This is a genomic window from Chroococcus sp. FPU101 (assembly GCF_017312365.1).
GTDB lineage: Bacteria > Cyanobacteriota > Cyanobacteriia > Cyanobacteriales > Microcystaceae > Chroococcus.
The window spans coordinates 20,990-42,990 of record NZ_BLJI01000010.1 but is presented as its reverse complement, the minus strand read 5'-3'; the positions used below and the strand labels follow the sequence as shown (position 1 = coordinate 42,990).

General features: G+C 36.2%; 19 protein-coding genes. 17 read left to right on the top strand and 2 right to left on the bottom strand.

All coding sequences use genetic code 11. The features are described 5' to 3' along the window. The first annotated feature begins 5 nt into the window (after positions 1-5). The 17 genes from CFPU101_RS11195 to CFPU101_RS11115 all read left to right on the top strand — a co-directional run bounded on the left by CFPU101_RS11195 (position 6) and on the right by CFPU101_RS11115 (position 18,860). Positions 6-1,523 carry a lipopolysaccharide biosynthesis protein gene (locus tag CFPU101_RS11195; protein ID WP_206815432.1) on the top strand — a complete coding sequence of 506 codons (1,518 nt, stop codon included), beginning with the start codon at positions 6-8 and terminating at the stop codon, positions 1,521-1,523. 55 nt (positions 1,524-1,578) lie between these two features. Then, entirely contained in the window at positions 1,579-2,844 is a 1,266-nt protein-coding gene (locus tag CFPU101_RS11190; RefSeq protein WP_206815431.1) for a glycosyltransferase, read from the top strand. A gap of 98 nt (positions 2,845-2,942) precedes the next feature. Continuing rightward, positions 2,943-4,505: a glycosyltransferase family 39 protein gene (locus CFPU101_RS11185; RefSeq protein ID WP_206815430.1), complete on the top strand. Its 1,563-nt coding sequence runs from the start codon at positions 2,943-2,945 to the stop codon at positions 4,503-4,505. A 9-nt stretch (positions 4,506-4,514) separates the two neighbouring features. Further along, entirely contained in the window at positions 4,515-5,375 is an 861-nt protein-coding gene (locus CFPU101_RS11180; RefSeq protein WP_206815429.1) for a heparin lyase I family protein, read from the top strand. A gap of 31 nt (positions 5,376-5,406) precedes the next feature. Then, complete coding sequence (gene pssD, locus CFPU101_RS11175) at positions 5,407-5,856, top strand: PssD/Cps14F family polysaccharide biosynthesis glycosyltransferase (protein ID WP_206815428.1); 450 nt, start codon at positions 5,407-5,409, stop codon at positions 5,854-5,856. A gap of 284 nt (positions 5,857-6,140) precedes the next feature. Beyond that, the gene (locus CFPU101_RS11170) at positions 6,141-6,653 is read left to right on the top strand and encodes a glycosyltransferase (protein WP_206815427.1); all 513 of its coding nucleotides are present in this window, start codon (positions 6,141-6,143) and stop codon (positions 6,651-6,653) included. A gap of 5 nt (positions 6,654-6,658) precedes the next feature. After that, positions 6,659-7,393, top strand: a complete 735-nt coding sequence (locus CFPU101_RS11165; protein WP_242577875.1) for a DapH/DapD/GlmU-related protein — start codon at positions 6,659-6,661, stop codon at positions 7,391-7,393. A gap of 12 nt (positions 7,394-7,405) precedes the next feature. Beyond that, positions 7,406-8,554 carry a mannosyltransferase family protein gene (locus CFPU101_RS11160; protein WP_206815426.1) on the top strand — a complete coding sequence of 383 codons (1,149 nt, stop codon included), beginning with the start codon at positions 7,406-7,408 and terminating at the stop codon, positions 8,552-8,554. A 37-nt stretch (positions 8,555-8,591) separates the two neighbouring features. Further along, positions 8,592-9,902, top strand: a complete 1,311-nt coding sequence (locus CFPU101_RS11155) for a hypothetical protein (protein WP_206815425.1) — start codon at positions 8,592-8,594, stop codon at positions 9,900-9,902. A gap of 12 nt (positions 9,903-9,914) precedes the next feature. Further along, positions 9,915-10,385 carry a glycosyltransferase family 2 protein gene (locus CFPU101_RS11150; RefSeq protein ID WP_206815424.1) on the top strand — a complete coding sequence of 157 codons (471 nt, stop codon included), beginning with the start codon at positions 9,915-9,917 and terminating at the stop codon, positions 10,383-10,385. 113 nt (positions 10,386-10,498) lie between these two features. Then, the gene (locus CFPU101_RS11145) at positions 10,499-10,852 is read left to right on the top strand and encodes a hypothetical protein (RefSeq protein WP_206815423.1); all 354 of its coding nucleotides are present in this window, start codon (positions 10,499-10,501) and stop codon (positions 10,850-10,852) included. Between the two features lie 135 nt (positions 10,853-10,987). After that, the gene (locus CFPU101_RS11140) at positions 10,988-12,469 is read left to right on the top strand and encodes a glycosyltransferase family 39 protein (RefSeq protein WP_206815422.1); all 1,482 of its coding nucleotides are present in this window, start codon (positions 10,988-10,990) and stop codon (positions 12,467-12,469) included. A gap of 164 nt (positions 12,470-12,633) precedes the next feature. After that, entirely contained in the window at positions 12,634-13,407 is a 774-nt protein-coding gene (gene rfbF / locus CFPU101_RS11135; RefSeq protein ID WP_206815421.1) for a glucose-1-phosphate cytidylyltransferase, read from the top strand. A gap of 26 nt (positions 13,408-13,433) precedes the next feature. After that, positions 13,434-14,657 (top strand): L-2-hydroxyglutarate oxidase, encoded by a 1,224-nt coding sequence (gene lhgO / locus CFPU101_RS11130; protein WP_206815420.1) that lies wholly within the window; start codon positions 13,434-13,436, stop codon positions 14,655-14,657. Between the two features lie 6 nt (positions 14,658-14,663). Further along, entirely contained in the window at positions 14,664-15,689 is a 1,026-nt protein-coding gene (locus CFPU101_RS11125) for an NAD(P)-dependent oxidoreductase (RefSeq protein ID WP_206815419.1), read from the top strand. Positions 15,690-15,694: 5 nt separating this feature from the next. Continuing rightward, on the top strand, positions 15,695-18,025 hold the full coding sequence (locus CFPU101_RS11120; RefSeq protein WP_206815418.1) for a sialidase: 2,331 nt from the start codon (positions 15,695-15,697) through the stop codon (positions 18,023-18,025). Between the two features lie 25 nt (positions 18,026-18,050). Next, the gene (locus CFPU101_RS11115) at positions 18,051-18,860 is read left to right on the top strand and encodes a sulfotransferase family 2 domain-containing protein (RefSeq protein ID WP_206815417.1); all 810 of its coding nucleotides are present in this window, start codon (positions 18,051-18,053) and stop codon (positions 18,858-18,860) included. Here the strand turns inward: CFPU101_RS11115 and CFPU101_RS25980 are convergent. Together CFPU101_RS25980 and CFPU101_RS11105 are read right to left on the bottom strand one after the other, a co-directional pair. Continuing rightward, positions 18,846-20,327 (bottom strand): proprotein convertase P-domain-containing protein, encoded by a 1,482-nt coding sequence (locus CFPU101_RS25980; RefSeq protein WP_206815416.1) that lies wholly within the window; start codon positions 20,325-20,327, stop codon positions 18,846-18,848. The genes CFPU101_RS11115 and CFPU101_RS25980 overlap by 15 nt on opposite strands. A 93-nt stretch (positions 20,328-20,420) precedes the next feature. Further along, complete coding sequence (locus tag CFPU101_RS11105; protein ID WP_206815514.1) at positions 20,421-21,491, bottom strand: heparin lyase I family protein; 1,071 nt, start codon at positions 21,489-21,491, stop codon at positions 20,421-20,423. Positions 21,492-22,001: the final 510 nt, after the last annotated feature.

Below are 22,001 nucleotides of genomic sequence, written 5' to 3'. Positions count from 1 at the left end.
AAAATGTGTCAAATATTTCTAAACAAAACGTTTCTGAATTTGATCAATATTTCTGTACTAAAAAGCTCAAGGAGAATCTAAAAAATCGCTCAGTTCGCGGGGGTAGTATTACACTGCTTCAGCAACTCAGTAAGCTGATCTTACAAATTGGTGCAACGATGATTTTAGCCCGAATGCTCACCCCTGAAGACTATGGATTAGTCGGAATGGTCAAAGCAACAACAGGGTTTATTGAATTATTCAAAAATTTGGGGTTAAATACAGCAACCATTCAACGAGAGGAAATCGATCATCATCAAGTTAGTACTCTGTTTTGGATTAATCTTGGGGTAAGCATAGCCTGTACCGTTGTGGCGATCGCTTTTGCGCCTGTTATTGCTTGGTTCTATGGAGAAACGCGGTTAGTCTCGATCACTCTAGCTTTAGCTTTGTGCTTTATTTGTAGTGGACTGGGTACACAACACGGAGCATTATTAAGTAGACAGATGCGCTATCGTACCATAGCGATCATTGATTTATTATCTCAAGTCGTTTCATTAGGAATCGGCATTATTGCGGCATGGTTTGGGGCTAAATACTGGGCGTTAATTTTGATTACTGTATCTAACTCAATGATTCTCGCCCTTGGATTTTGGCTACAGTGTGGTTGGCGACCTGGTTTCCCGCAATGGAGTCAAGATATAAAAGCAATGTTATTGTTTGGTGGAGGTTTAACCAGTACTAACTTCATCAACTATCTAACACGGAACCTCGATAATATTTTGATTGGAAAGTATTGGGGAGCGCAAGAATTAGGGTTATATTCAAGAGCCTATCAATTGCTGATGATACCGCTTCTTTCAATTAATGCTCCCTTACGTGTCGTCGCTGTTAATACGTTGAGTCGCTTAGTTGATTCTCCTCAACAATATCGCAAAACTTATCTACGAATGTTAGAGAAAATCATCATGGTAACAATGCCCTTTGTTGCCTTTTTAATCGTTACAGCCGACTGGATGGTTTTAATTTTACTGGGGCCAAAATGGAGCGCGGTTAGTGATATTTTTCGTTGGTTTAGTTTCTCGGCATTTGTTCAACCGATTGAATATACCACAGGTTGGCTACTCATTAGCCAAGGTCGCACTTGGGAGATGTTTCGCTTTTGGCTGCTCACTGGGGGAATTACAGTCGCTGCATTTATTACGGGTTTGCCTTGGAAATCAAGTGGGGTCGCCGCAGCCTATTCGATTACTGGACTCTTAATTAATACCCCCTTGCAATATTGGTTTATTGGTCGTTCTGGCCCCATCCGCCAACATGATTTTTATCGCACTAGCAGACCTTCACTATTTGCTACTGGTTGCGTTTTTTTAGTGTTACTTGCTTTTCGTCAATTCGTAACGATTTCTCATCCCTTATTCGGTCTGACCATTGCTTTTATTTTATCTGTTCCAACTGCCTTGTTAGCTTTTGCGGTGCTGCCTTCAGGACGAATCGCCCTTCAAGATTGGCGAGATTTACTAACTTTAATCTTGAAAAAATAATCTAAAAATTAACTTAAAGTTTCTAAAATTTTATGACTAAAGGATTGAATCCAATATGAAGGCTCATGATCAATATGAATTTCTAATTAACGACAACGAATCACTTTTACCGACTCCTGTTGGGTTATTGCAAATTGACCAATATGATTCTCATGACGACCTTAAAACCGATTCTGTTTGGTTTTCTCTAATTGTTCCAACTTACAACGAGGGTAAAAATATTACTGCCCTCGTTAGAATTTTAACAACCCTGTTAGATCAAGTGTTGTTGAATAATTATGAATTAATTGTCGTCGATGATGATAGCCCTGATTTGACTTGGAAAATTGCCCAGAGTCTGATATCAGACTATCCACAACTTCGGGTGATGCGTCGTCAAAAGGAAAGAGGACTATCTACTGCTGTGATACGCGGATGGCAGGCCGCAAGAGGGGAAATTTTAGGGGTGATTGATGGTGATTTACAGCATCCTCCAGAAATTCTCTTAAGTCTTTTGACCCAGATGCAACAAGGAGCAGATTTAGCCGTTGCTAGTCGCCATGTTAGTGAGGGAGGGGTCAGTAATTGGAGTCTGACGAGACGCATTCTTTCTCGTGGGGCGCAGGTTTTAGGTTTACTGCTCTTGCCCAATGTCATCGGTCGAGTTTCAGACCCCATGAGTGGTTATTTTATGGTACGTCGTCAAACTCTAATCGGTAAGCGGCTGAGTCCTCTTGGTTATAAGATTTTGATCGAGGTTTTAGGACGCGGAAATATTGACAAAATTGCTGAGTCAGGCTATGTATTTCGTGAACGCAAGGAAGGTAATAGTAAAGTTACTTGGAAGCAGTATATCGAATATCTGCATCATCTTTTACGTTTGCGTCTGTCTCAGGGTCGAGTCGGTCGCTTAAAACGATCGCTTAAACTACCGATTAGCCAGTTAATTCGATTTTGTTTGGTTGGTTTAAGTGGCGTTTTTGTTGATATGGCGATTTTTTATCTATTGAGCGATCCAAATGCTTTAGGATGGGGTTTAACTCGCAGTAAAATCATTGCGGCTGAAGTGGCTATTATTAATAATTTCTTCTGGAATGACCGTTGGACATTTGGTTATATTACTGCCAGTCAACGTGGTTGGTCACTACGTCTCAAACGTTTCTTAAAATTTAATATTATCTGTCTAGCAGGATTAATTCTCAATGTTTTTATCTTAAATTTCCTTTTCAATGTTGTAGGAATCAATCGTTATCTAGCTAACTTTATTGCGATTGGCTTGGTCACTATCTGGAATTTCTGGCTTAATCTTAAGTTAAGTTGGCGAACGACTAAAATATCCTGATTTTTTCGATCAGATCAAATTTTTAGTAATTGTTCCCTAATGGTAAGGGTTGAGTTTTCAAAACCCTACCATTATTCTATTGTTTTTATTTCATTTTTATGGCTTCTATCAATAACGTTGAACGATTGACCGAAGCAAGAATAAAATATCTTAAAAATTATCTACCTCTAATGTTAATTATTAGCATTAGTTTACTTTTGAGATTTTTTATCATTGGTCATCAAAGTCTTTGGTATGACGAAGGAATGAGTCTATATTATGCAGATAGCCAAACAATTCAAGAAGCATTATTAAAGATCTTAGGTCGTGAAGCGGGTGATAAGTATCAACCTCTTTACTATTTATTACTATTTTATTGGCGGTCTGCTTTTGGGAAAACTGAATTTGCACTACGGTCATTTTCTGCTATCTTAGGAGTCGGTTCGGTTATCATCTTGTATTTTGCGACCTTAAAACTTTATGGAAAAAAACACGCCATTTGGTCGTCCTTACTTTTAGCTTGTAGTTCTTTTTCGATTTATTATAGTCAAGAGGCTAGACCCTATTCTTTATTAATCTTTCTGACCGTTACTCAAGTTTACTTTTTTAGTCGCTTAATTAGTCAAAAACAACCAAAGTTAATTCATCAATTCCTGATAGCAATTTTTACGGCTCTTGGCTGTTTCGGTAGTCTTCTATTTAGTTTTTTTAGTATTGCTCTTTGTTTAGCTCATTTACTTGTTTATAAAAACTTCAAACAATGGGTAAGAATATGGCTACTGCCCCTAATTTTTTCGAGTCCGATTCTTTGGTTTTATCTTTCATCTCCTGCGGTCAGTAATCCAACAATAACAACAGTCACTAGAACTAATCTACCGATTATACAAAATATCTTTTTTGTGATCTATGGCATTTTAGTAGGTACAACTTATGGCCCACCACTTACTCAATTAAGAGGAGACAATAAATTAGCAGTTATTCTTAATTATTTACCACAGTTAACGTTATTATTTAGCATTATTTTGATTGTTTTTGTAAGTTTATTAAATATTCTTTTAAAAACTTACTTTGGTCAAAAGTTTCAACATTATCATAAATTCAATCTCTTATTTACCTTTACCTTTATTATTTCTTTTGCTATTGCTTTAATTTTTACGCTAAAAACACAATTAAATTGGCTGCCACGTCATTCTTTTTATCTGTGTATTCCTTTAGTAATTTTGTTACCTTCAACTTTGACGAACGGCTGGCGTAAATACAGTAAATTAGCAGTAATATGTTTAATTATTTTAAATCTATATTCCATTTCCCATCATTATTTTAATCAAGCTTATTGGAGAGATGATTATCGAGGAGTGGCATATTATTTAATTAAAAATCGAGAACCTGATGCTAAATCAATTATTTTGCAGGGTAATACTATCCTACTTAAGCATTATGGAGATATGCAGACAATAGACGGATGGCAATATCTCAAACAGTTAGAACAAGAAAATTTTGCAGAATTGATTCAAAAGATTACAAATAATTCACCTGCTGTTTTTCTTGTCATTAATCGAGAACATACTTTAGGAGCTAACCCCAAAGAAAAGCTTCAACAAGCTATGAGTGATTTATATGTTTTAAATAAACAAGTCAGCTATCAATATATTACTCTATATCGCTTTAGCCAGCGTCGTTAGTTATTAGAAATGAAAAGTACTTTTTGGTTAAGTTTTGGTTGTCTATTTCTTTTGAGTTTACTAGGTAGCAAAATGAAATCAGCTAATCTTATTAAAGAATATAATTTTGACCAAGGGAATTATCAAGGTATCATCCGACAATATCAAGATAAAACTTGTAGCCAAAATTCCTTATACATTGACAATAGCTTATTTCAAATTGTAGATGCTCCAGGAGGAAGAAGTGGTAAAGCTGTTAAACATCATATCCTTAACTGTGATGAACGTAGCGAATTAGTAATTAAACATGGAACCTTAAAAGTGGATGAAGAATATTGGATTGGCTGGAGTATGTATTTACCCAAAAACTATAATAAACCAGGCAAGCAATCTTATACTATCACTCAACAAATGGGATTTAATAATACTTGCTGGCAAAATGTTAAGGGAACTAATTGTAATAATTTGATTAAAAAGTCTGATGGTTCAATTACCCCAAAAATAGGCTCACCCATTAATGCACTTTTGCCAAGTGTTGATGGAACTAACCTTCAATATGATCTTTATGATTATATCAAGACAGATCCAGAGGGACGACTTATCTTCGAGAAAAAGGTGTTTACTATGCCTGCAAAACCTGAGCAATGGCAAGATTTCGTTATGTATCTTAACCTTTCAAGTGATCCAAAGCAAGCGCGATTTAAACTTTGGAAAAATGGTCAACTTTACATTGATGAGAGAGTAAGATTACTGCCACCCAATGTAGGAAGTTTGGGAGATTGGAAAATTGGTGCATACAATGGTGAACCTGGTAATGGTGAGCGTATTCTATATACTGATGCTCTCAAACTTGGTAATAAAAATGCCTCTTTTAATGACGTTTCTCCCTAAAATAAGATTTTTTTACGATGAGGAAATCTAAATGAGATTACTACTTGTTTGTAACCCAGGCGGTCATTTTTCAACTATGCTAGGTTTAAAGAAATTTTGGTCTAAACATGAACGAGCATGGGTAACTTATCCAAAATTTGATACTGAAATGCTTAGAGGTCAAGAAATTGTTCATTGGGTCACGATGCAAGAAGCCAGAATGGTTATAAGAGCTATGATTAATTTTATAAAAGCCATAATTATTTTGGTAAAATATCGCCCTAATATAGTAATTTCTACTGGAGCGAGTTTAGCAGTTCCTTTTATCTTTGCTGCTAAAATTTTGCGAATAAAAACAGTTTATGTTGAAAGCATTACTCGCTCAGAATCCTTAAGTTTAAGCGGAAAATTAATCTATAACATCGTTGATGAGCTATATGTACAATGGCCAAATTGTTTAACTCATTATCCAAAAGTTCAATATCACGGGATTGTTGTTTAAATTTTTAGCACAAACCTCACAAGTTAGGGTCAATCAATGAAACTGATTATCCGAAAGTTCTTATATGTAGGATCTTTTTATTTATTGCTGTTTATTCTATCATGTTTTTTATTAACTTTTGCCGTTATCTATGATTTTGTGATTTGGCTAATTGAAAAGTTAACAAAAAAACATGATTATGTTCAGCAATCTAAATTTGTAAATCAAATACATCCTGAAATAAGCGATGAATTTTATCACAATACGATTAAAGAATTAGCCCAAAAACTTAGGAGCTAAAGATTATGATTGTTTTTACACTAGGTACCATTAATTTTCCCTTTCATCGCTCTGTTGATTGGTTAAATAGTTTATTAGAATCGAAATTGATCAATGAACCCGTAGTCTTTCAACATGGCACAACACCTGTTAATAACTTAAATCATCCTTTAGTGACACTACATAAATCACTGACTCGCTATGAAATGCAAGATTATATTAAAAAATCTTCATTAGTTGTATCTCATGCGGGTCAAGGTTCTACGCGAAATCTTGCCGAACTCGGAGCAAGTTTTATCTTACTTCCTCGATTAAAACGTTATGGTGAGCATATTGATGACCATCAGTTAATATTCGCACGCCAAGTTGAACAATTTGGAATTCATTATTGTACGGAATATCATCAGCTAGTTAGATTGATTAGGCAACGACCATTACCTTATTTTGGTCGCTTATTTGAAGCACCTTTGTTAGTTGAACATTTAATTAATCATTATCAAAGCTTAGATGCTTCTATTTATAGCAAAACAACTAGATAAGAGCTATGGAATTACTTATTAATAAACAGTCAAAATGGCATTTTTGGGGAATTCAAGGAATTTTGACTAGATCTTGGATGTGGTTTTGGATGCGTTTTTCGGGACAAAGTTTTTTAGGTAGAGTGTCCACCTTTTTAGCGACTTGGTGCGCTCCTCCTTATTATGAACGTCGTCGTCTAGCCAGTTATCATCGGCGAGGTTATATTGCTCCGAATGCCACTATTTATCATCGTGATTTGCAACTTGGAAATCATATTTTTATTGGCGATCGCGTCCTAATTTATCAGGATAAAAAAGGAGGAAAAGTTAAACTCAATGATCGTGTTCATCTCTATGGTGATCTTTGCATTCAAACAGGAGAAGAAGGCAGCCTAACCATCGGCGCAGATAGTCACATTCAACCTCGATGTCAGTTTAGTGCCTATAAAGCTCCGATTCAGATTGGTTGTTCGGTTCAAATTGGCTCCAATTGCGCTTTCTATTCCTACAATCATGGCATTGCACCCGACAAATTGATTAAAGAGCAACCTTTGATAACCAAAGGAGGCATCACCATTGAGGATGATGTCTGGCTTGGATATGGCGTAATTGTTCTAGATGGAGTCCACATTGGCAAAGGAGCCGTCATTGGTGCGGGTTCTGTAGTAACCCATTCGATTCCAGAAAACGCGATCGCCGTAGGAGTTCCCGCCCGTGTTGTGAAAATGCGTCACAGTCTAGATTTAGCTTTAGTTCCATAGTGATTTGATGTTATGGCTCAAAAAAATTTACTAAAAAAAATTAATCTAGAAATTGACCAAAATGCACAGACTCTAAAAAATGAATTTATCTTTGTCATGACCATTTGGCTACTCAGCCGCTTATTAATTGTCATTGCGATGCTATTCATTGGGTTTGGGATCTCCCACTCAGGATGGGCGAATTTTGCGAACTGGGATGGCAACTGGTACCGAAAAATTGCAACCATCGGCTATAGCTATGCTAATGATGGACAGCAACATTCTATTGCTTTCTTTCCCCTATTTCCTTTGGCAACTCGTTTGCTCATGTCCCTCGGTTTGTCTTTTGAAGTAGCAGGAATACTGGTTAATAACTTATCCTTTCTAGGAGCGTTACTACTGCTGTACTCATGGGTCAAAAAACTACATGGTACTAATACGGCAAAATGGGCAACGGCTGTTTTAACATTATGTCCATTTTCCTTGTTTGGAACGGTTATTTATACTGAAGGGCTGTTTTTGCTCCTTACTATATTAGCCTTACGAGCATTTGAGGAACATCATTATGCTTGGGCTACTTTATGGGGTGCAATGGCTACAGCAACTCGCGCAACGGGTTGTGCATTGGTACCGACTTTTCTGATTGTCGCTTGGAAAGAACGTCGCCCCCCTATTGCTTACGTTGTTGGGTTGGCCACAACCGTAGGATTACTGTTTTTTATTAGTTATTGCTGGATTTGGTTTGGTGAACCCTTTGTCTTTGTTCAAGCACAAAAAGCATGGTCATCAGGTGGTGGACTCGCGTGGGGCAGTTGGTTAAGTAAATTCGTGGATTTGACCTTTGTTAATGGTTTTAGTAAAGCATTCAGCAGTATGACTAAAAATGTCATGGTTTTTGGTGGATTTTATCTGCTTTGGAGACTACGCGCTCAACTAAGTCTAGTGGTGAGAACCTACGGTTTTTGTGCATTTGGGATTCTTTTAGCTTCTGGGGCTAGTGGTTCGGCTAATCGATTTGCCTACACCATTATTTCTCTATCGATCGCATTGGGTTTACTGTTAAGTTGTCATCCTCGTTTGGGATATCTGATAATGAGTTTTTTCACTGTTTTACTACTTGGTTTTACCATTCGTTTCGCTCAAGGGCAATGGGTAGCAGGTCTACCTAAGATTTTGCTTTAAAGTTTATTTTACATCAGTCTTTATTAAGCCTAAAAAAATGCTGATTACGACTTCCAAATTCTCAAAAATTATTTTAGCTAATTTAATCATTGCCCTGATTTTTATTGCGATTGTGATTCCTGGAATTATTTATGATAAAAGCAATAGTTTTCAGGCAATTGATCAAAATTATTATCATCTACCACAAGTTGAAATTTTTGTCAAAGATTCGATGGATTTCGGTAAGCTTTATCCATCCAAAACAGCAACGACACCAGGATATCATTTGGCTTTATCTTGGGTAGCAAAAACGTTTAATCATGGTCAAGCGGATGCCAATGCTTTCCCAGTGCGGTTAGTCAATGCTTTATTTGGTCTAGGATTACTATTAAGTGTATGGTGGCTGATCTATTTAGGCGGTAATAATAATATTGCCAATTCAACTTATTTAGTTTTACCGTTTCTTTTTTCCTATCAGTTTCTAGGTAGTTCAATTTGGGTGATGACTGATAATGCGTCTCTGCTTTGGGTGACTCTAACGTTATTACTCCTCATTTTACCTATCTCACTTAATCGTGATCATTGGACGCTTTCTTTAGCAGGTATTTTTGCCTCTCTAGCAGTTTTTTATCGACAAACTCATATCTGGCTAATTGTTCCTACTTTACTTCGTCTTCTGAAAAGTTCTACAAAACAGTTTAATGGTTGGCTTTATTTATTAGCTTTATTACCTGCCTGTTTAGTTCTTGGTTATTTCCTAGCTTTATGGCATGGACTTTTACCTCCAGAATTTGTGAGTGAACATATCAGCAAATCGAAACAAATTAATTGGACAGTTTTACCTTTTGTGAGTTCTCTGTTTGCTATTTTTAGCTTATTTTATACCGGTTATTTAGTTAGAGAACTAAAGGAAATTAAAGCATCAGAACTGTATGGAATGCTAATTATTAGCCTTATTATCGGCTTGAGTCTTGCTATACTCTTTCCTTCCAACTATGACAAAGCTGCTGGACGTTATGGTGGCTGGTTATGGATTCTTGTTAAAAGTTTACCAACGGTTCAAGATCGTTCTATTCTATTTTTATTCCTTAGTCCTTTGGGTACTGTATTAATGAGTTTATGGTATAAAGTGACTACATTTAATAAAAATAGTAACGATCTTTTAATTCTTTTTAGTATGATTGCTTGGACGATTGTCGGCACCTCTAGCATGAGAACCTATCAACGTTACTATGAACCATTAATCCTTATTACCTTAGCTTTTTTAGCCTCTCGTCAGATGCAATACTCTAAAAAAAGCTATTTGGGTTCTTTAATTTTAACGGGTTTAATGGCGACAATATCCTTGCAACAAATTCTTTTAGAATAATGATTAATTTATATGAATTCAACTCCTAAAGTTAGTATTGGAATGCCCGTCTATAATGGTGAAGTTTTTCTAAAAGATGCGATTAATTCAATTTTAAATCAGACATTCCAAGATTTTGAATTAATCATTTCTGATAATGCTTCAACCGACCAAACTCAAGAAATTTGTTATTTCTACGCGACTCAAGATCAACGCATTCGTTATTATCGAAACGAGTGTAATATGGGTGCGGCGTGGAATCAAAGTCGAGTTGTTAAATTAGCAAAAGGAAATTACTTTAAATGGGCGCATCATGATGATCTTTGCGCTCCCGAACTTTTAGAGAAATGTGTTGAGGTACTCGAACAAAATCTATCAATTGTTTTGTGTTATCCACAGACGACGATTATTAATCAATGGAATAATCCAGTAGAACAATGCTCCGATGATTTGATCTTCGTTCAACAAAAGCTCATCAACGATTTAGACGATATCATCAGTTAGTCCGTTATGGAAATTTATGTAATCCATTTCATGGATTAATCAGAACTAATATTCTGAAAAAAACACCAATCGTTGGAAGTTATCCATCTTCAGATTTAGTTTTATTAGGTGAATTGGTTCTGTATGGTGAATTTTCTGAAATTCCAAAAACTCTCTTTTTTAAAAGAGATCATCCTAGTAATTCAATTAGAGCATATCCAACTTATCGAGAACGAATTGCCTGGTATGATCCAGCGAAAAAAGATCAACTTTATTTAACAAAATGGAAATGGTTTTTAGAATATCTCAGAGCTATTCAATCAGCACCCATTTCCTTACTTGAGAAATTTTTATGTTATGTACAGATGTTGCAATGGATTTCTTGGAATTGGCTAGGGTTACTTAAAGATTTATGCAAAGCGATAACTTGGCCAATCATCAAGTTATGGATTTATCTACGAGATAATAAAACTCAGCAGCCTGCCTAAAACTTAAGTATCCAGTTCCTACAAGGAAAAATAAAGATTTGAGAAAATAACGAAATCTTAATGCAGTTTCTGATTTTGCAAATGTTTCAAAGGGAAAAAAGCTAACTAATCTTTTTTTATTGGAAATTAATTACTATGCAGATTTTTCTAGAAAAAAAAATTGAAAAATATGGAATATATACGCTAAATACAATATTATTGCTGTCAATATTTTTGTTAGTATTTAGGCCAGTTATCGAAATCCCCTATAAAATTTTTAAAAACTATAATGAAGGTTGGAATGCTTATCAAACTTTTCATGCTTTTCATGGGATTGCTTTATATCCTAAAATTGAATCGTATATTTCCAATAATTATCCACCTTTATCATTTTATATAGTAGGCGCGTTAGGTCAATTGATTGGTGACAACATCATAGCGGGGCGAATTATTTCTTTTGTTAGTTTAATATTAGTTTCATTCTTTATTGGTCTGAGCATTTATTATCTAAGCAAATCTAAATATTTATCCCTTTATTCTGGATTACTTTTTATTGGATATATCACAGGTCATTATTACACTTATATTGCAATGAATGATCCACAAATTCTAGGTCATGCAATTCAAATTAGTGGGCTATACACATTTATTGTGTTTATTGATAATAATAAGAATAAGTTATTATTACTAAGTTTACTGCTGTTAAGTATTGGAGTTTGTATTAAACAAAATTTAATTTCACTTCCTCTATCGATCATAATTTGGTTGTTTATATATAAACGAAAAAGTTATTACTTTTCAATCATAGTGTTGGGAATTTTATTAATAACTTTAGGTTTAACTTGCTATTTTATATATGGATTTTCTTTTTATGAAAATTTCTTCTCTACTGCTAGGGTTTATTCAATCTTTAGTGCTATTAAAAGCATTGAATATTTCATAACGCCTTTGTTATTATTTTTTGGAATAGCAATTATTGCTATAATGCTAGATTATTCTAACAAAACAATTCATTTGCTTAGTCTTTATATTTTAATTTCTACTATTTTTGGAATTTTTATTTCTGGAGGAGAAGGTGTCAGTTTTAATGCAATATTTGATACAATTATTGGGTTATGTATTATGTCTGGAATTGCGATTCATAATCTAGTTAGTATTCGAGACTATAAACCGTACGGACTTAATAGACTATCTTGGATACAAATTACTGCAATGTTAATTCTATTTTTATCTGTTTTAATTACAATTCCCGAAAAAACAGGTGGGCTTATGTTAACAATTCAAGAGTTAAATAATCGAAAAACAATGGCTCTTGAAGATATTAACTTTGTTAAATCTTTTGATGAGCCTATAATATGTGAAAATCTTGCTTTATGTTATTGGGCTAACAAATCTTTTACAGTCGATGTATTTAACCTTGGGCAAAAACTTAAAACAAAAAAAAGTTTAATTGATAAAAATGAACTGATTAAAAATATAGAAAATCATTCATTTTCTCTAATTCAACTTAATGTTAATTCAAATTTATTACCAGAGGACATTCAATCAAAAATCAATGAAAATTATCAAATTCGCAGGTATTCTAGCATTAATAACAACAAAAACGTTCAGGCTTTTTTAACTCCAATTAAGAGTTAAGTAAATGTACGAAAAGTTTCTTTGATACCCTTTACTGCTTGACTATGATTTATACCCGAAACGTCTAAATAAAAGACTTTTACTGTGTTTGGTATCAAGTAAAGTCAATTAGATTTTCTATCTCCTAAAAAATTCAAATTTGTTTTAAACAGGAAATAATACTTATGAAAGCTGTCATTCTAGCTGGCGGTTTAGGAACACGTTTGAGTGAAGAAACCAGCATCAAACCGAAGCCGATGGTCGAAATTGGTGGTAAGCCGATTTTATGGCATATCATGAAAACATATGCAGCACACGGCATCAATGATTTTATTATTTGCTGTGGCTATAAAGGTTATGTGATTAAAGAATACTTCGCTAACTATTTCTTACATATGTCTGATGTCACCTTTGATATGCGTTTTAATCAGATGAATGTCCATTTCGGATATGCTGAACCTTGGCGCGTTACTTTAGTCGATACGGGTGAAGCAACTCTCACAGGTGGACGACTAAAACGAGTTAAAGAACATCTAGGCTCCCAAACCTTTTGCTTTACTTATGGTGATGGAGTTAGTGATGTCAATATTACAAATTTGTTGGCTTTTCACAAAGAACAAAAAACTCTGGCAACTCTTACTGCAGCTAAGCCTCCTGGTCGTTTTGGAGCAATTTGTTTAGGTCAAGAACAGACCAAAATTACTCAATTTCAAGAAAAACCTGATGGCGATGGTGCTTGGATTAATGGTGGGTATTTTGTCTTAGAACCTGATGTCATTGATTTTATTGAGGATGACTCAACGATTTGGGAACAAGAACCCTTACAAAAATTAGCCCACTTGGAACAATTATCGGCTTATAAACATGATGGTTTTTGGCAGCCGATGGACACTTTACGAGATAAAAATTATTTAGAAGAACTCTGGAAAAGTGGACAAGCTCCTTGGAAAGTTTGGTAAAAATTTATTATTCAACAAATAACATTATGTATGATTTTGCAATTATTGGCGGTGGAATTGTTGGCCTTGCTACGGGTATGGCTTTAATACAACGCTATCCCAAAGCCCGTATTGTTGTTCTAGAAAAAGAGAACCAATGGGCTTTTCATCAAACGGGTCACAATAGCGGTGTCATTCATTCGGGCATTTATTATAAACCAAGGAGTTTAAAAGCCAGTTTGTGTCGTGAAGGCAACCGATCAATGGTGGCATTTTGTCAACAACATGATATTCCTTACGACATCTGCGGCAAAGTCATCGTAGCAACAGAAGAAAAAGAAAGACCTCTGTTGGAAAATCTTTACCGTCGTGGTTTAGAGAATGGCTTAAAGGTTACTAAAATTAGTGCAGAGGAAGTTCGAGAGATTGAACCTCATGTCCAGTCTTTAGAAGGAATTAGAGTTTATAGTACGGGAATCGTTAATTATCAGCAAGTTTGTCAAAAATACGCTGATTTAATCAGACTCCAAGGAGGTGATTTGTTTCTCAATACCAAAGTTAATGAAATTCTGACCTTTGGTAATGGTCAAATTCTCAAAACAACAAACGGTGATTTTGAAACTCGCTTTGTGATCAATTGTGCGGGACTGCATAGCGATCGCATGGCGCGGTTAGGACAAGCGAACCCCCAAGCGAAAATCCTGCCCTTTCGAGGAGAATACTACGAACTCAAACCCGACAAACGTTATTTGGTCAAAACACTGATTTATCCCGTTCCTAACCCTGATTTTCCGTTCTTGGGTGTACATTTCACACGCATGATCGACGGAAGTGTTCACGCTGGGCCGAATGCGGTTCTTAGCTTCAAACGAGAAGGTTATCACAAAACCGATTTTGACCTACGTGATTTTACTGAAATCATGTCCTATCCTGGGTTCTGGAAATTAGCCGCTAAACATAAAGATCAAGGAATTGAAGAAATGATTCGTTCTTGGAGTAAAGCTGCTTTTGTCCGTAGTTTACAGCGATTGATTCCCGAAGTCCAATCTAGTGATCTCATTCCCACCCATGCAGGAGTACGCGCTCAAGCGGTGATGAATGACGGCAAACTGGTAGACGATTTTTTAATTGTGAAATGTAACGCCTCGATCCATGTTTGCAATGCTCCCTCCCCGGCTGCGACATCTTCTCTTGAAATTGGTAAGGCAGTGGTTACACAAATTGCTGAACAAGCAGAACTTAATTCACCCCATTCTCTATTAAGAAATTAAAAACTCATGAAAGTATTAATTACTGGAACCGAAGGCTATCTCGGTTCACTTTTGGCACCCTTGTTAATGCAGTACGGACACGAAGTTATCGGCGTTGATACTGGGTTTTATAAAGTTGGTTGGCTCTATAACACCAATTCAGCCACACCCAAAACCTTAAATAAAGATCTTCGCCATCTGACGATAGAAGACTTTAAAGGTATTGATGCAGTGGTACATATGGCTGAACTCTCCAATGACCCCGCAGGACAATTAGCCCCTCATGTCACTTATGAAATCAATCATAAAGGATCAGTGCATCTGGCTAAACTGGCTAAAGCGGCTGGAGTTCGTCGCTTTGTCTATATGTCTTCTTGTAGTGTTTATGGTGTTGCTACAGCAGACTATGTTACTGAAGAGTCTCCTGTTAACCCTCAAACCGCCTACGCCATTTGTAAAACCCTTGTTGAGCAGGATGTCAAACCTTTAGCCGATGATGGTTTCTCGCCGACTTTTATGCGAAATGCGACCGCTTATGGTGCGTCTCCAAGGATGCGTTTTGATATTGTTTTAAATAACTTGGCGGGTCTAGCTTGGACAACTAAAGAAATTAAAATGAGTAGTGATGGTACTCCCTGGCGACCGTTAGTACATGGTTTAGATATCTGCAAAGCCATTATTTGTACTCTAGAAGCACCACGGGATCTGATTCACAATCAAGTGTTTAATGTGGGCGATACGACTCATAATTATCAAGTCAAAGAAATTGCTCAAGCGATCGCTAATATTTTTGAAGGCTGTCAATTAAGTTTTGGTGATAATGGTTCAGATAACCGTAGTTATCGCGTCTCTTTTGAGAAAATTAACCATAATTTACCTGGTTTTAAGTGTGATTGGAACGCACAACGCGGCGCACAACAACTGTTTGATTTATTTAAACTGATTGATTTGTCTGAAGAAACCTTTATGTTTCGAGGATTTACGCGGTTGAAGCAACTGGAATATCTAATCAAAACTCAACAAATCGATCATAATTTTTTCTGGAAAAGGTAATCTAGATGAATAACCATCTTCTCAAAGGGATTTTTGGTTTATTACTATTCCTGATTATTATTTTTGGTATACAAGTTACTCCAGTGTTAGCTCATTCTCCACATGATGATATTTTTGATGTGGAAGTCTCACCAACTTACCAACAAGATCACACACTATTTATTATCGTCAGAGGTAATTTACTAAAATCTGTAGATGGGGGTTTGAGTTGGCAACGAAGTATTAACGGGTTAGATCAAAAATCTCGTTTGTATTCTTTGGCGATGTCGGCTCAAACCAAGAAAACGTTATTTGTTTCCTCATTAGGTGATGGAATTTATCAATCTCTTAATGGGGGTGTTTCTTGGAAAAAAGTGAATAATGGGTTAGGCAATTTAGATATTGCTCTGATTTCTGTCTCGCCTATTTCTGATCAGATTGTTTTTGCAGCAGGAGAAAAACAAGGACTTTATAAAACTCAAAATAGCGGTACAAGCTGGCATCAAGTGAGCGAGCAAAAAATTACGGCTATTGGCTATCTTCCAGGACAAAAACAACCAATAATGATTGGAGATCAGATAGGCAATATCTATTTATCCGATGATGGGGGTGATACATGGCAACTTTTCCAGACTATTTCAAATAGTGGTTCAATTAGAGCGATCGCCATTTCGCCAAACTACCTCAAAGATCATACGCTATTAGTCGGAACTGAAACGGGAGGCATTTTTAAAAGTGATGATGGTGGTAAAAGTTTTTCCCCTATTAATGAAGGATTAGAGGATTTATCGATTACATCTCTTGTTTTTTCACATAATGCTCAAAAAGATTCTATCTTCTTAGCTTCGACATGGCATGAAGGCGTGTTTCAATCGGATAATAATGGCAAAACATGGCAAAAAACAAGCCAAGGATTAACGACTAATAGTCAAGCAGATTTACCTGATTATCGTCGTCCGTCTTTTAGTAACTTAATGATTCCATTAGACAAAAAACATCAGGGACAGACTATTTTTTTAGCAGGATTTAATGGTTTATTTAAGTCAACTAATAGCGGACAAGATTGGCGAGAAATGGATACCTTATCAGCCTCTCTGATTCAAGGAATCGCGTTATCATCAAACTACAAAAACGATCAGACTGTTGCTCTGACAACCTATTTAGGCGGCAATTATCTAAGTAAAAATGGAGGTAAAACATGGACAGCGATTAATAAAGGATTAGAGGAAATTCGCAGCCGTAAATATGTAGCTCGATTATTTGGAATTGTTTTTTCTCCAAATTACGCTCAAGATCATACACTTTTTTCGGCATCATGGACGCACTTTCTCAAGTCAACGGATGGAGGACAGAATTGGCATAAAATCAGTCTATCTAACTCATCTTGGTGGCAAAAATTAACTCAGAAAAATTGGTGGTTAAATCAGTCTGAAGCTAAAAAGCCAATGTTTGCTGTTTCTCCAAATTTTACATCCGATCAGACTATTTATGTAGTCACTTGGAATGGAGAAGTTTATCGCTCAACTGAGCGCGGTGACAGTTTTTCAATGATAGGTGATATGAAACATTCAGTAAATTATCTAGTCATCTCACCGAATTTTGCAGTAGATAAAACGTTGTATGCTAGTGTTTCAGATGGTTCATTTGGCATCTATAAAACGGTTGATGGGGGCTATACTTGGCAACCTACAGCTTATCAACGTAGTTTAAAACAAAATAATTGGATTGCGCTTGCTATTTCTCCTAATTATCAAAACGACCAAACGCTTTTAGTAGCAACTAAAAAAGGACTCTTTAGCACTGTCAATGCTGGAGAAAAATGGCAAGCAATACCACTTCCGACAATAGACCAAAAGGGTTATGTTGAAGCAGTTGCTTTATCACCTAATTATCAAAATGACCAAACTTTTATCATTAGTATTAGAGGTGATGGAATCTTTAAAACGATTGATGGAGGGAAAAGCTTTACTCAAATTGGTAAAGATTTACTCAATCAAAATCGTCTATTTTCTCATATGCACCATTTTCCATCAGCAACGATGCCAATACAATTTTCACCGTTTTATGTACAGGATCATACTCTTTTCGGATTTTCTGGAACTGAGCTTTTAAAATCAACTGATGGCGGTTTGAATTGGCAAATCTGTACAATTCCTGAACCTCAAGTTAAAAGTCTTGCTTTTTATGCCTATGCTCGCTTAACTAACTCACCATTTTATCGATTTATGATTGCGGGAATTGCTGCAATGATGGGTTATTTTTTACTGAAGCGTTGGCAAAAAGTTTTATTTAGAACGGGTGTGGCACTCATGACATTTATTGGCGTGTTTGTGTTTTTATCGGCTTGGACTATCTAATTTAATTCTCATCTATAGGTGATATATGGCGATTATTTGTCGTGACTACAAACTTCTATTTATTCAAGTCCCTGGTACTGGATGTTCATCTATTAGCGATGTTTTAATCAAAAAGTTTGGCGGTGAAAAACTTCCCAAATCTGATGTTTTATTAGCAGGTAACTATAAATTAGTAGCCGTTAAGCATAATACACTTAGTCAATTGAGGAGGTTTAATTTAATCTCTAAAACTGAACTCGATTCTTATGTAAAATTTGCGACGGTAAGAAATCCTTTTGATCGCTTTGTGACTGACTATCAAAGATGTGTTGGTCGTTGGTGGGAAGATAATTTATCTAAACAACTTCAAGATCCTAATAGTCCAGCTAATCGCTCAGGTCAACTCAATCGTTTATTATACCTGAGAACAATGCAACGCGAAATCAAGTTAGCTCGACTAGAAGGGTTTGAACAATGGTTATGGCGTAAAATTGTTTTACCTCAACGCTTTGATCAAAGGATTAATTCTGGACTTAAATCATACTTCAAAGGAAATTCTTTGTATTTCACTAAAGATGCTCTTAAAATGAATATTGCCTATCCTTATATTGAAGGTGTTGATGAGATTATCCATCATGAAGATCTTGAAGGTGATTTTAACCAAATTTTGAGAAAAATAGGAGTTAATGATTTTATTCCAATTCCGCACACAAACAAAACACCTGATAAGATACCTTATCAGGATTATTATTCTTTACAAGCCCGCAAATTTGTTGAACAGGAACTAGGAAAAGAACTTGCTATGTTTAGTTATACCTTTGAATCAAAGCCAAAAGTGTCATTAAGCCATCACTAGAATGTCACTTTGAGTAAGGGTAGGATTACCAATTAATGTAGCTAATTGTATCGGTGCAATTGCTCCATTACCATCAGAATCAAAAAATAGACTACCGTTAGTGTTGTTATAGATAAAACGATGACTTGAGGTTGTAGCGGCTGTTCCGACTCTCCATTGAGAGGTACTAATAGATGTACTGGATGAGAGTCCACCCCCAAAACCAGCAGCCGAAACAGCGATCGTATCATCAACGACAACAAAATCGGTAATCTGATTAATCCCTTCTAATTTGGCATTATAGATAAAACGATCCGCACCACTTCCACCCGTTAAACTGTCGTTACCCATTCCCCCATAAAGAAAATCGTTACTTCTGCCTCCAATTAAAGTATCATTACCATTTCCGCCATTGACGGTGACGGCACCTAAACTAAAAGTAGTTGCATCTAACCGATTGTTACTGTTTCCTCCCGTTAAATTAGCCTGTTCAATTTCACTGAGGGTATCAACTTCAGATGCGGGTGGTGGCGGCGGCGGTGGCGGTGGTGTCGTTCCACCATTGATCATTAATGACCAACTGGTGAGAGTGCCTGTATCTCCCTCGGCACCGTCAGTAATTTTCAGTTTCCAGCTACCATTGGCATCCGTGCCATCAAAATTAGAAAGACTGCCTTTTGGGCGAAATGATCCCGTAAAAGTTCCACTACCACTAGCGATGGAGGCACTTGCTTCATCATCTAAACGTGTATTGAGAAATCCTTGTCCACCGATACCCACTTCGGTAAATAACTCAATTTGGGTACCCAAAGGATTGATTAAAAACACTCTTAAATCGCTATTCCAAGTGTGATTGATGTTAATGAGAACATCGACATCACTAATATTCCCCGATACACCACTAACACTTAAGTTAGAGGTAATCGTAGAATAGTCAGCGATCGTCATAACCGTGTTTGACGTAAAAGTGTAAGCGGTTGCATTAGCGGTAATGGCAGTAGAGGTAATATTGCTAGTCGTTTTGGAGAGAGTGGTATTAGTCAGCGTATAGTTAAAATCTCCTGTTTCTATAATCTGATCAATCCCAACTCCGCCAATCAAACTATCACTACCGATTCCTCCTGTTAATCGATCATTACCTGCGCCTCCATTAACAATATTGTTACCGCTATTGCCGATCACGACATTATCATATTCATTTCCAGTGCCATTAATTGCAGCAGTGCCAATGAGGGTTAAATGATTAACATAATTTCCCAGTGTATAGTTAATCAAAGCGTGTACGGTATCGACTCCTTCGCCAGGAAGTTCAACAATTGTGTCACCGACATTATCGATGATAAAAGTGTCATCCCCTTTACCACCATAAAAAGTATCGGCACCTATTCCGCCATTAAGGGTATCATTTCCGTCGTAGCCGTAGATAATGTCATTAACACTGGTTCCTAACAAATTATTATTGTTCGAGTTGCCATATATTGTCACCATAAAATTTGTGCGTAAACGATATTTACGTTCTCCATATAAGGGTTAAAACCATGACTAGATTTAAAAAAAGATTAAATGAATCTAGATATCTATCTAGTGCCGCTTTGCTCTCATACCCACAGCAACAGCACCTATCGTTAATAAACCGACCAACATACTCGGTTCTGGAACTGAAGCAGAAGCTGTTTGAACGGGGGTAGCCAAGCTTGAAAGAGTAGTAGGATTTTGCCCTAGTCCAGTTAATCTATTTCTGCGGGCGGGGGCAACAACATCTAAATAATTTGAGGTGCGATCGCCAACTCTTAATTCATCCGTGTAAAGAGTCCGTTCACCATTGCCCGGTTCACCATTGTAAGCACCGATTTTCCAATCCCCCAATGTTGAAACAGAAGGAGGCAGTAATCTTACAGCTTCATTAATGTATAGTTTGTCATTCTTCCACAATTTAAAACGGGCTTGAGTTGGGTCACCTGACAAGTTGAGATACATGACAAAATCTTGCCACTGGTTAGGTTGTGAGGGCATGATAAATACTTTTTTCTCAAAAAGATGTCGTCCAGTTGAGTCAGTAGAAAGATAGCCATAAAGGTCATACTTGATGCTGGTGCCATCAACACTGGGCAATAGTGCATGAATTGGTGAGCCAACTTTGGGTGTAATTGTACCATCTGGCTTTTTAATCAGATTATTACAGTTAGCTCCATTCGGATTTTGCCAACAAGTATTTTGAAACCCCATTTGTTGAGTGATGGTATAAGATTCTCTGCCTGGTATATTATGGTTACTCGGCAAAAACATACTCCAACCGATCCAATATTCTTCACCTGCTCTTAACGTTCCACCCCCTACAACTAACTCACTTCGTTCATCACAATTTTCTAAATGATGCTTAACTGCATTTCCAGACCTTCCCCCTGGAGATGGCACAATATCAAACAGACTATTGTCGATATAGGATTGGCTAGTACTACAGGTTTTGTCCTGATATTGTCGGCTAACTCCATTGTAATTTCCACTCTCAAAATCATATTGTCTAATAATAACTGCTTCTGAGGGAGTGCTAATTAAGGTAAATGGTAAAGCACTAATACTAATAGCTAATTTGGATAGCAACTCATTACAAAATTTCACACCAATAGGATTCTGCTGCGGATGATTGATCATTTAATTGTTCCTTGAAATTTACATTTTTACCAAGATAATAACCATTGCTCTTAAATGGTCACGAGAAAAACTACTAAGTTTTCATATAATCTGCGGAAGGCTCCGAGAAAACACGGAATCAGTCACTTAAGCCTATTAAAAATTAATAGGCTAATAAGTAATCTACACAGAGAAAATGTATAAAACAAGAACTGAGGCTAAACTAGAGCAATCTCTGACCTGATTAATGAGCACATTTAAAGACTTTTACGGCTTTTGATTCGTTCTTATCTCCATGTTTGTACTTAGTAGAAATTAACACCCAAAAGTTAAATATTGAAGTATGAATTCAAGACTCAGTGAAAATACAAAAAATAGTTAAAAAGTCAAATATTTTTGAAGGAAGTCAACAATTTGTATCAAAAATGGATTATCAATAAAATTAGCTTATGTGCCAATCTAAGTAACCGTATTTTACGCCTTTTAAGCCCGTAATTTTGTCTAAAAATCTGTTTCTTTGTTCTAATTAAC

Coding starts and splice junctions, on each gene's coding strand:
- CFPU101_RS11125 (WP_206815419.1), top strand. CDS start 14,664: ATGAAAGTATTAATTACTGGAACCGAAGGCTATCTCGGTTCACTTTTG.
- rfbF (WP_206815421.1), top strand. CDS start 12,634: ATGAAAGCTGTCATTCTAGCTGGCGGTTTAGGAACACGTTTGAGTGAA.
- CFPU101_RS11120 (WP_206815418.1), top strand. CDS start 15,695: ATGAATAACCATCTTCTCAAAGGGATTTTTGGTTTATTACTATTCCTG.
- CFPU101_RS11150 (WP_206815424.1), top strand. CDS start 9,915: ATGAATTCAACTCCTAAAGTTAGTATTGGAATGCCCGTCTATAATGGT.
- CFPU101_RS11165 (WP_242577875.1), top strand. CDS start 6,659: ATGGAATTACTTATTAATAAACAGTCAAAATGGCATTTTTGGGGAATT.
- CFPU101_RS11115 (WP_206815417.1), top strand. CDS start 18,051: ATGGCGATTATTTGTCGTGACTACAAACTTCTATTTATTCAAGTCCCT.
- CFPU101_RS11180 (WP_206815429.1), top strand. CDS start 4,515: ATGAAAAGTACTTTTTGGTTAAGTTTTGGTTGTCTATTTCTTTTGAGT.
- CFPU101_RS11105 (WP_206815514.1), bottom strand. CDS start 21,491: ATGATCAATCATCCGCAGCAGAATCCTATTGGTGTGAAATTTTGTAAT.
- CFPU101_RS11185 (WP_206815430.1), top strand. CDS start 2,943: ATGGCTTCTATCAATAACGTTGAACGATTGACCGAAGCAAGAATAAAA.
- CFPU101_RS11140 (WP_206815422.1), top strand. CDS start 10,988: ATGCAGATTTTTCTAGAAAAAAAAATTGAAAAATATGGAATATATACG.
- CFPU101_RS11170 (WP_206815427.1), top strand. CDS start 6,141: ATGATTGTTTTTACACTAGGTACCATTAATTTTCCCTTTCATCGCTCT.
- CFPU101_RS11155 (WP_206815425.1), top strand. CDS start 8,592: ATGCTGATTACGACTTCCAAATTCTCAAAAATTATTTTAGCTAATTTA.
- pssD (WP_206815428.1), top strand. CDS start 5,407: ATGAGATTACTACTTGTTTGTAACCCAGGCGGTCATTTTTCAACTATG.
- CFPU101_RS11190 (WP_206815431.1), top strand. CDS start 1,579: ATGAAGGCTCATGATCAATATGAATTTCTAATTAACGACAACGAATCA.
- CFPU101_RS25980 (WP_206815416.1), bottom strand. CDS start 20,327: ATGGTGACAATATATGGCAACTCGAACAATAATAATTTGTTAGGAACC.
- lhgO (WP_206815420.1), top strand. CDS start 13,434: ATGTATGATTTTGCAATTATTGGCGGTGGAATTGTTGGCCTTGCTACG.
- CFPU101_RS11160 (WP_206815426.1), top strand. CDS start 7,406: ATGGCTCAAAAAAATTTACTAAAAAAAATTAATCTAGAAATTGACCAA.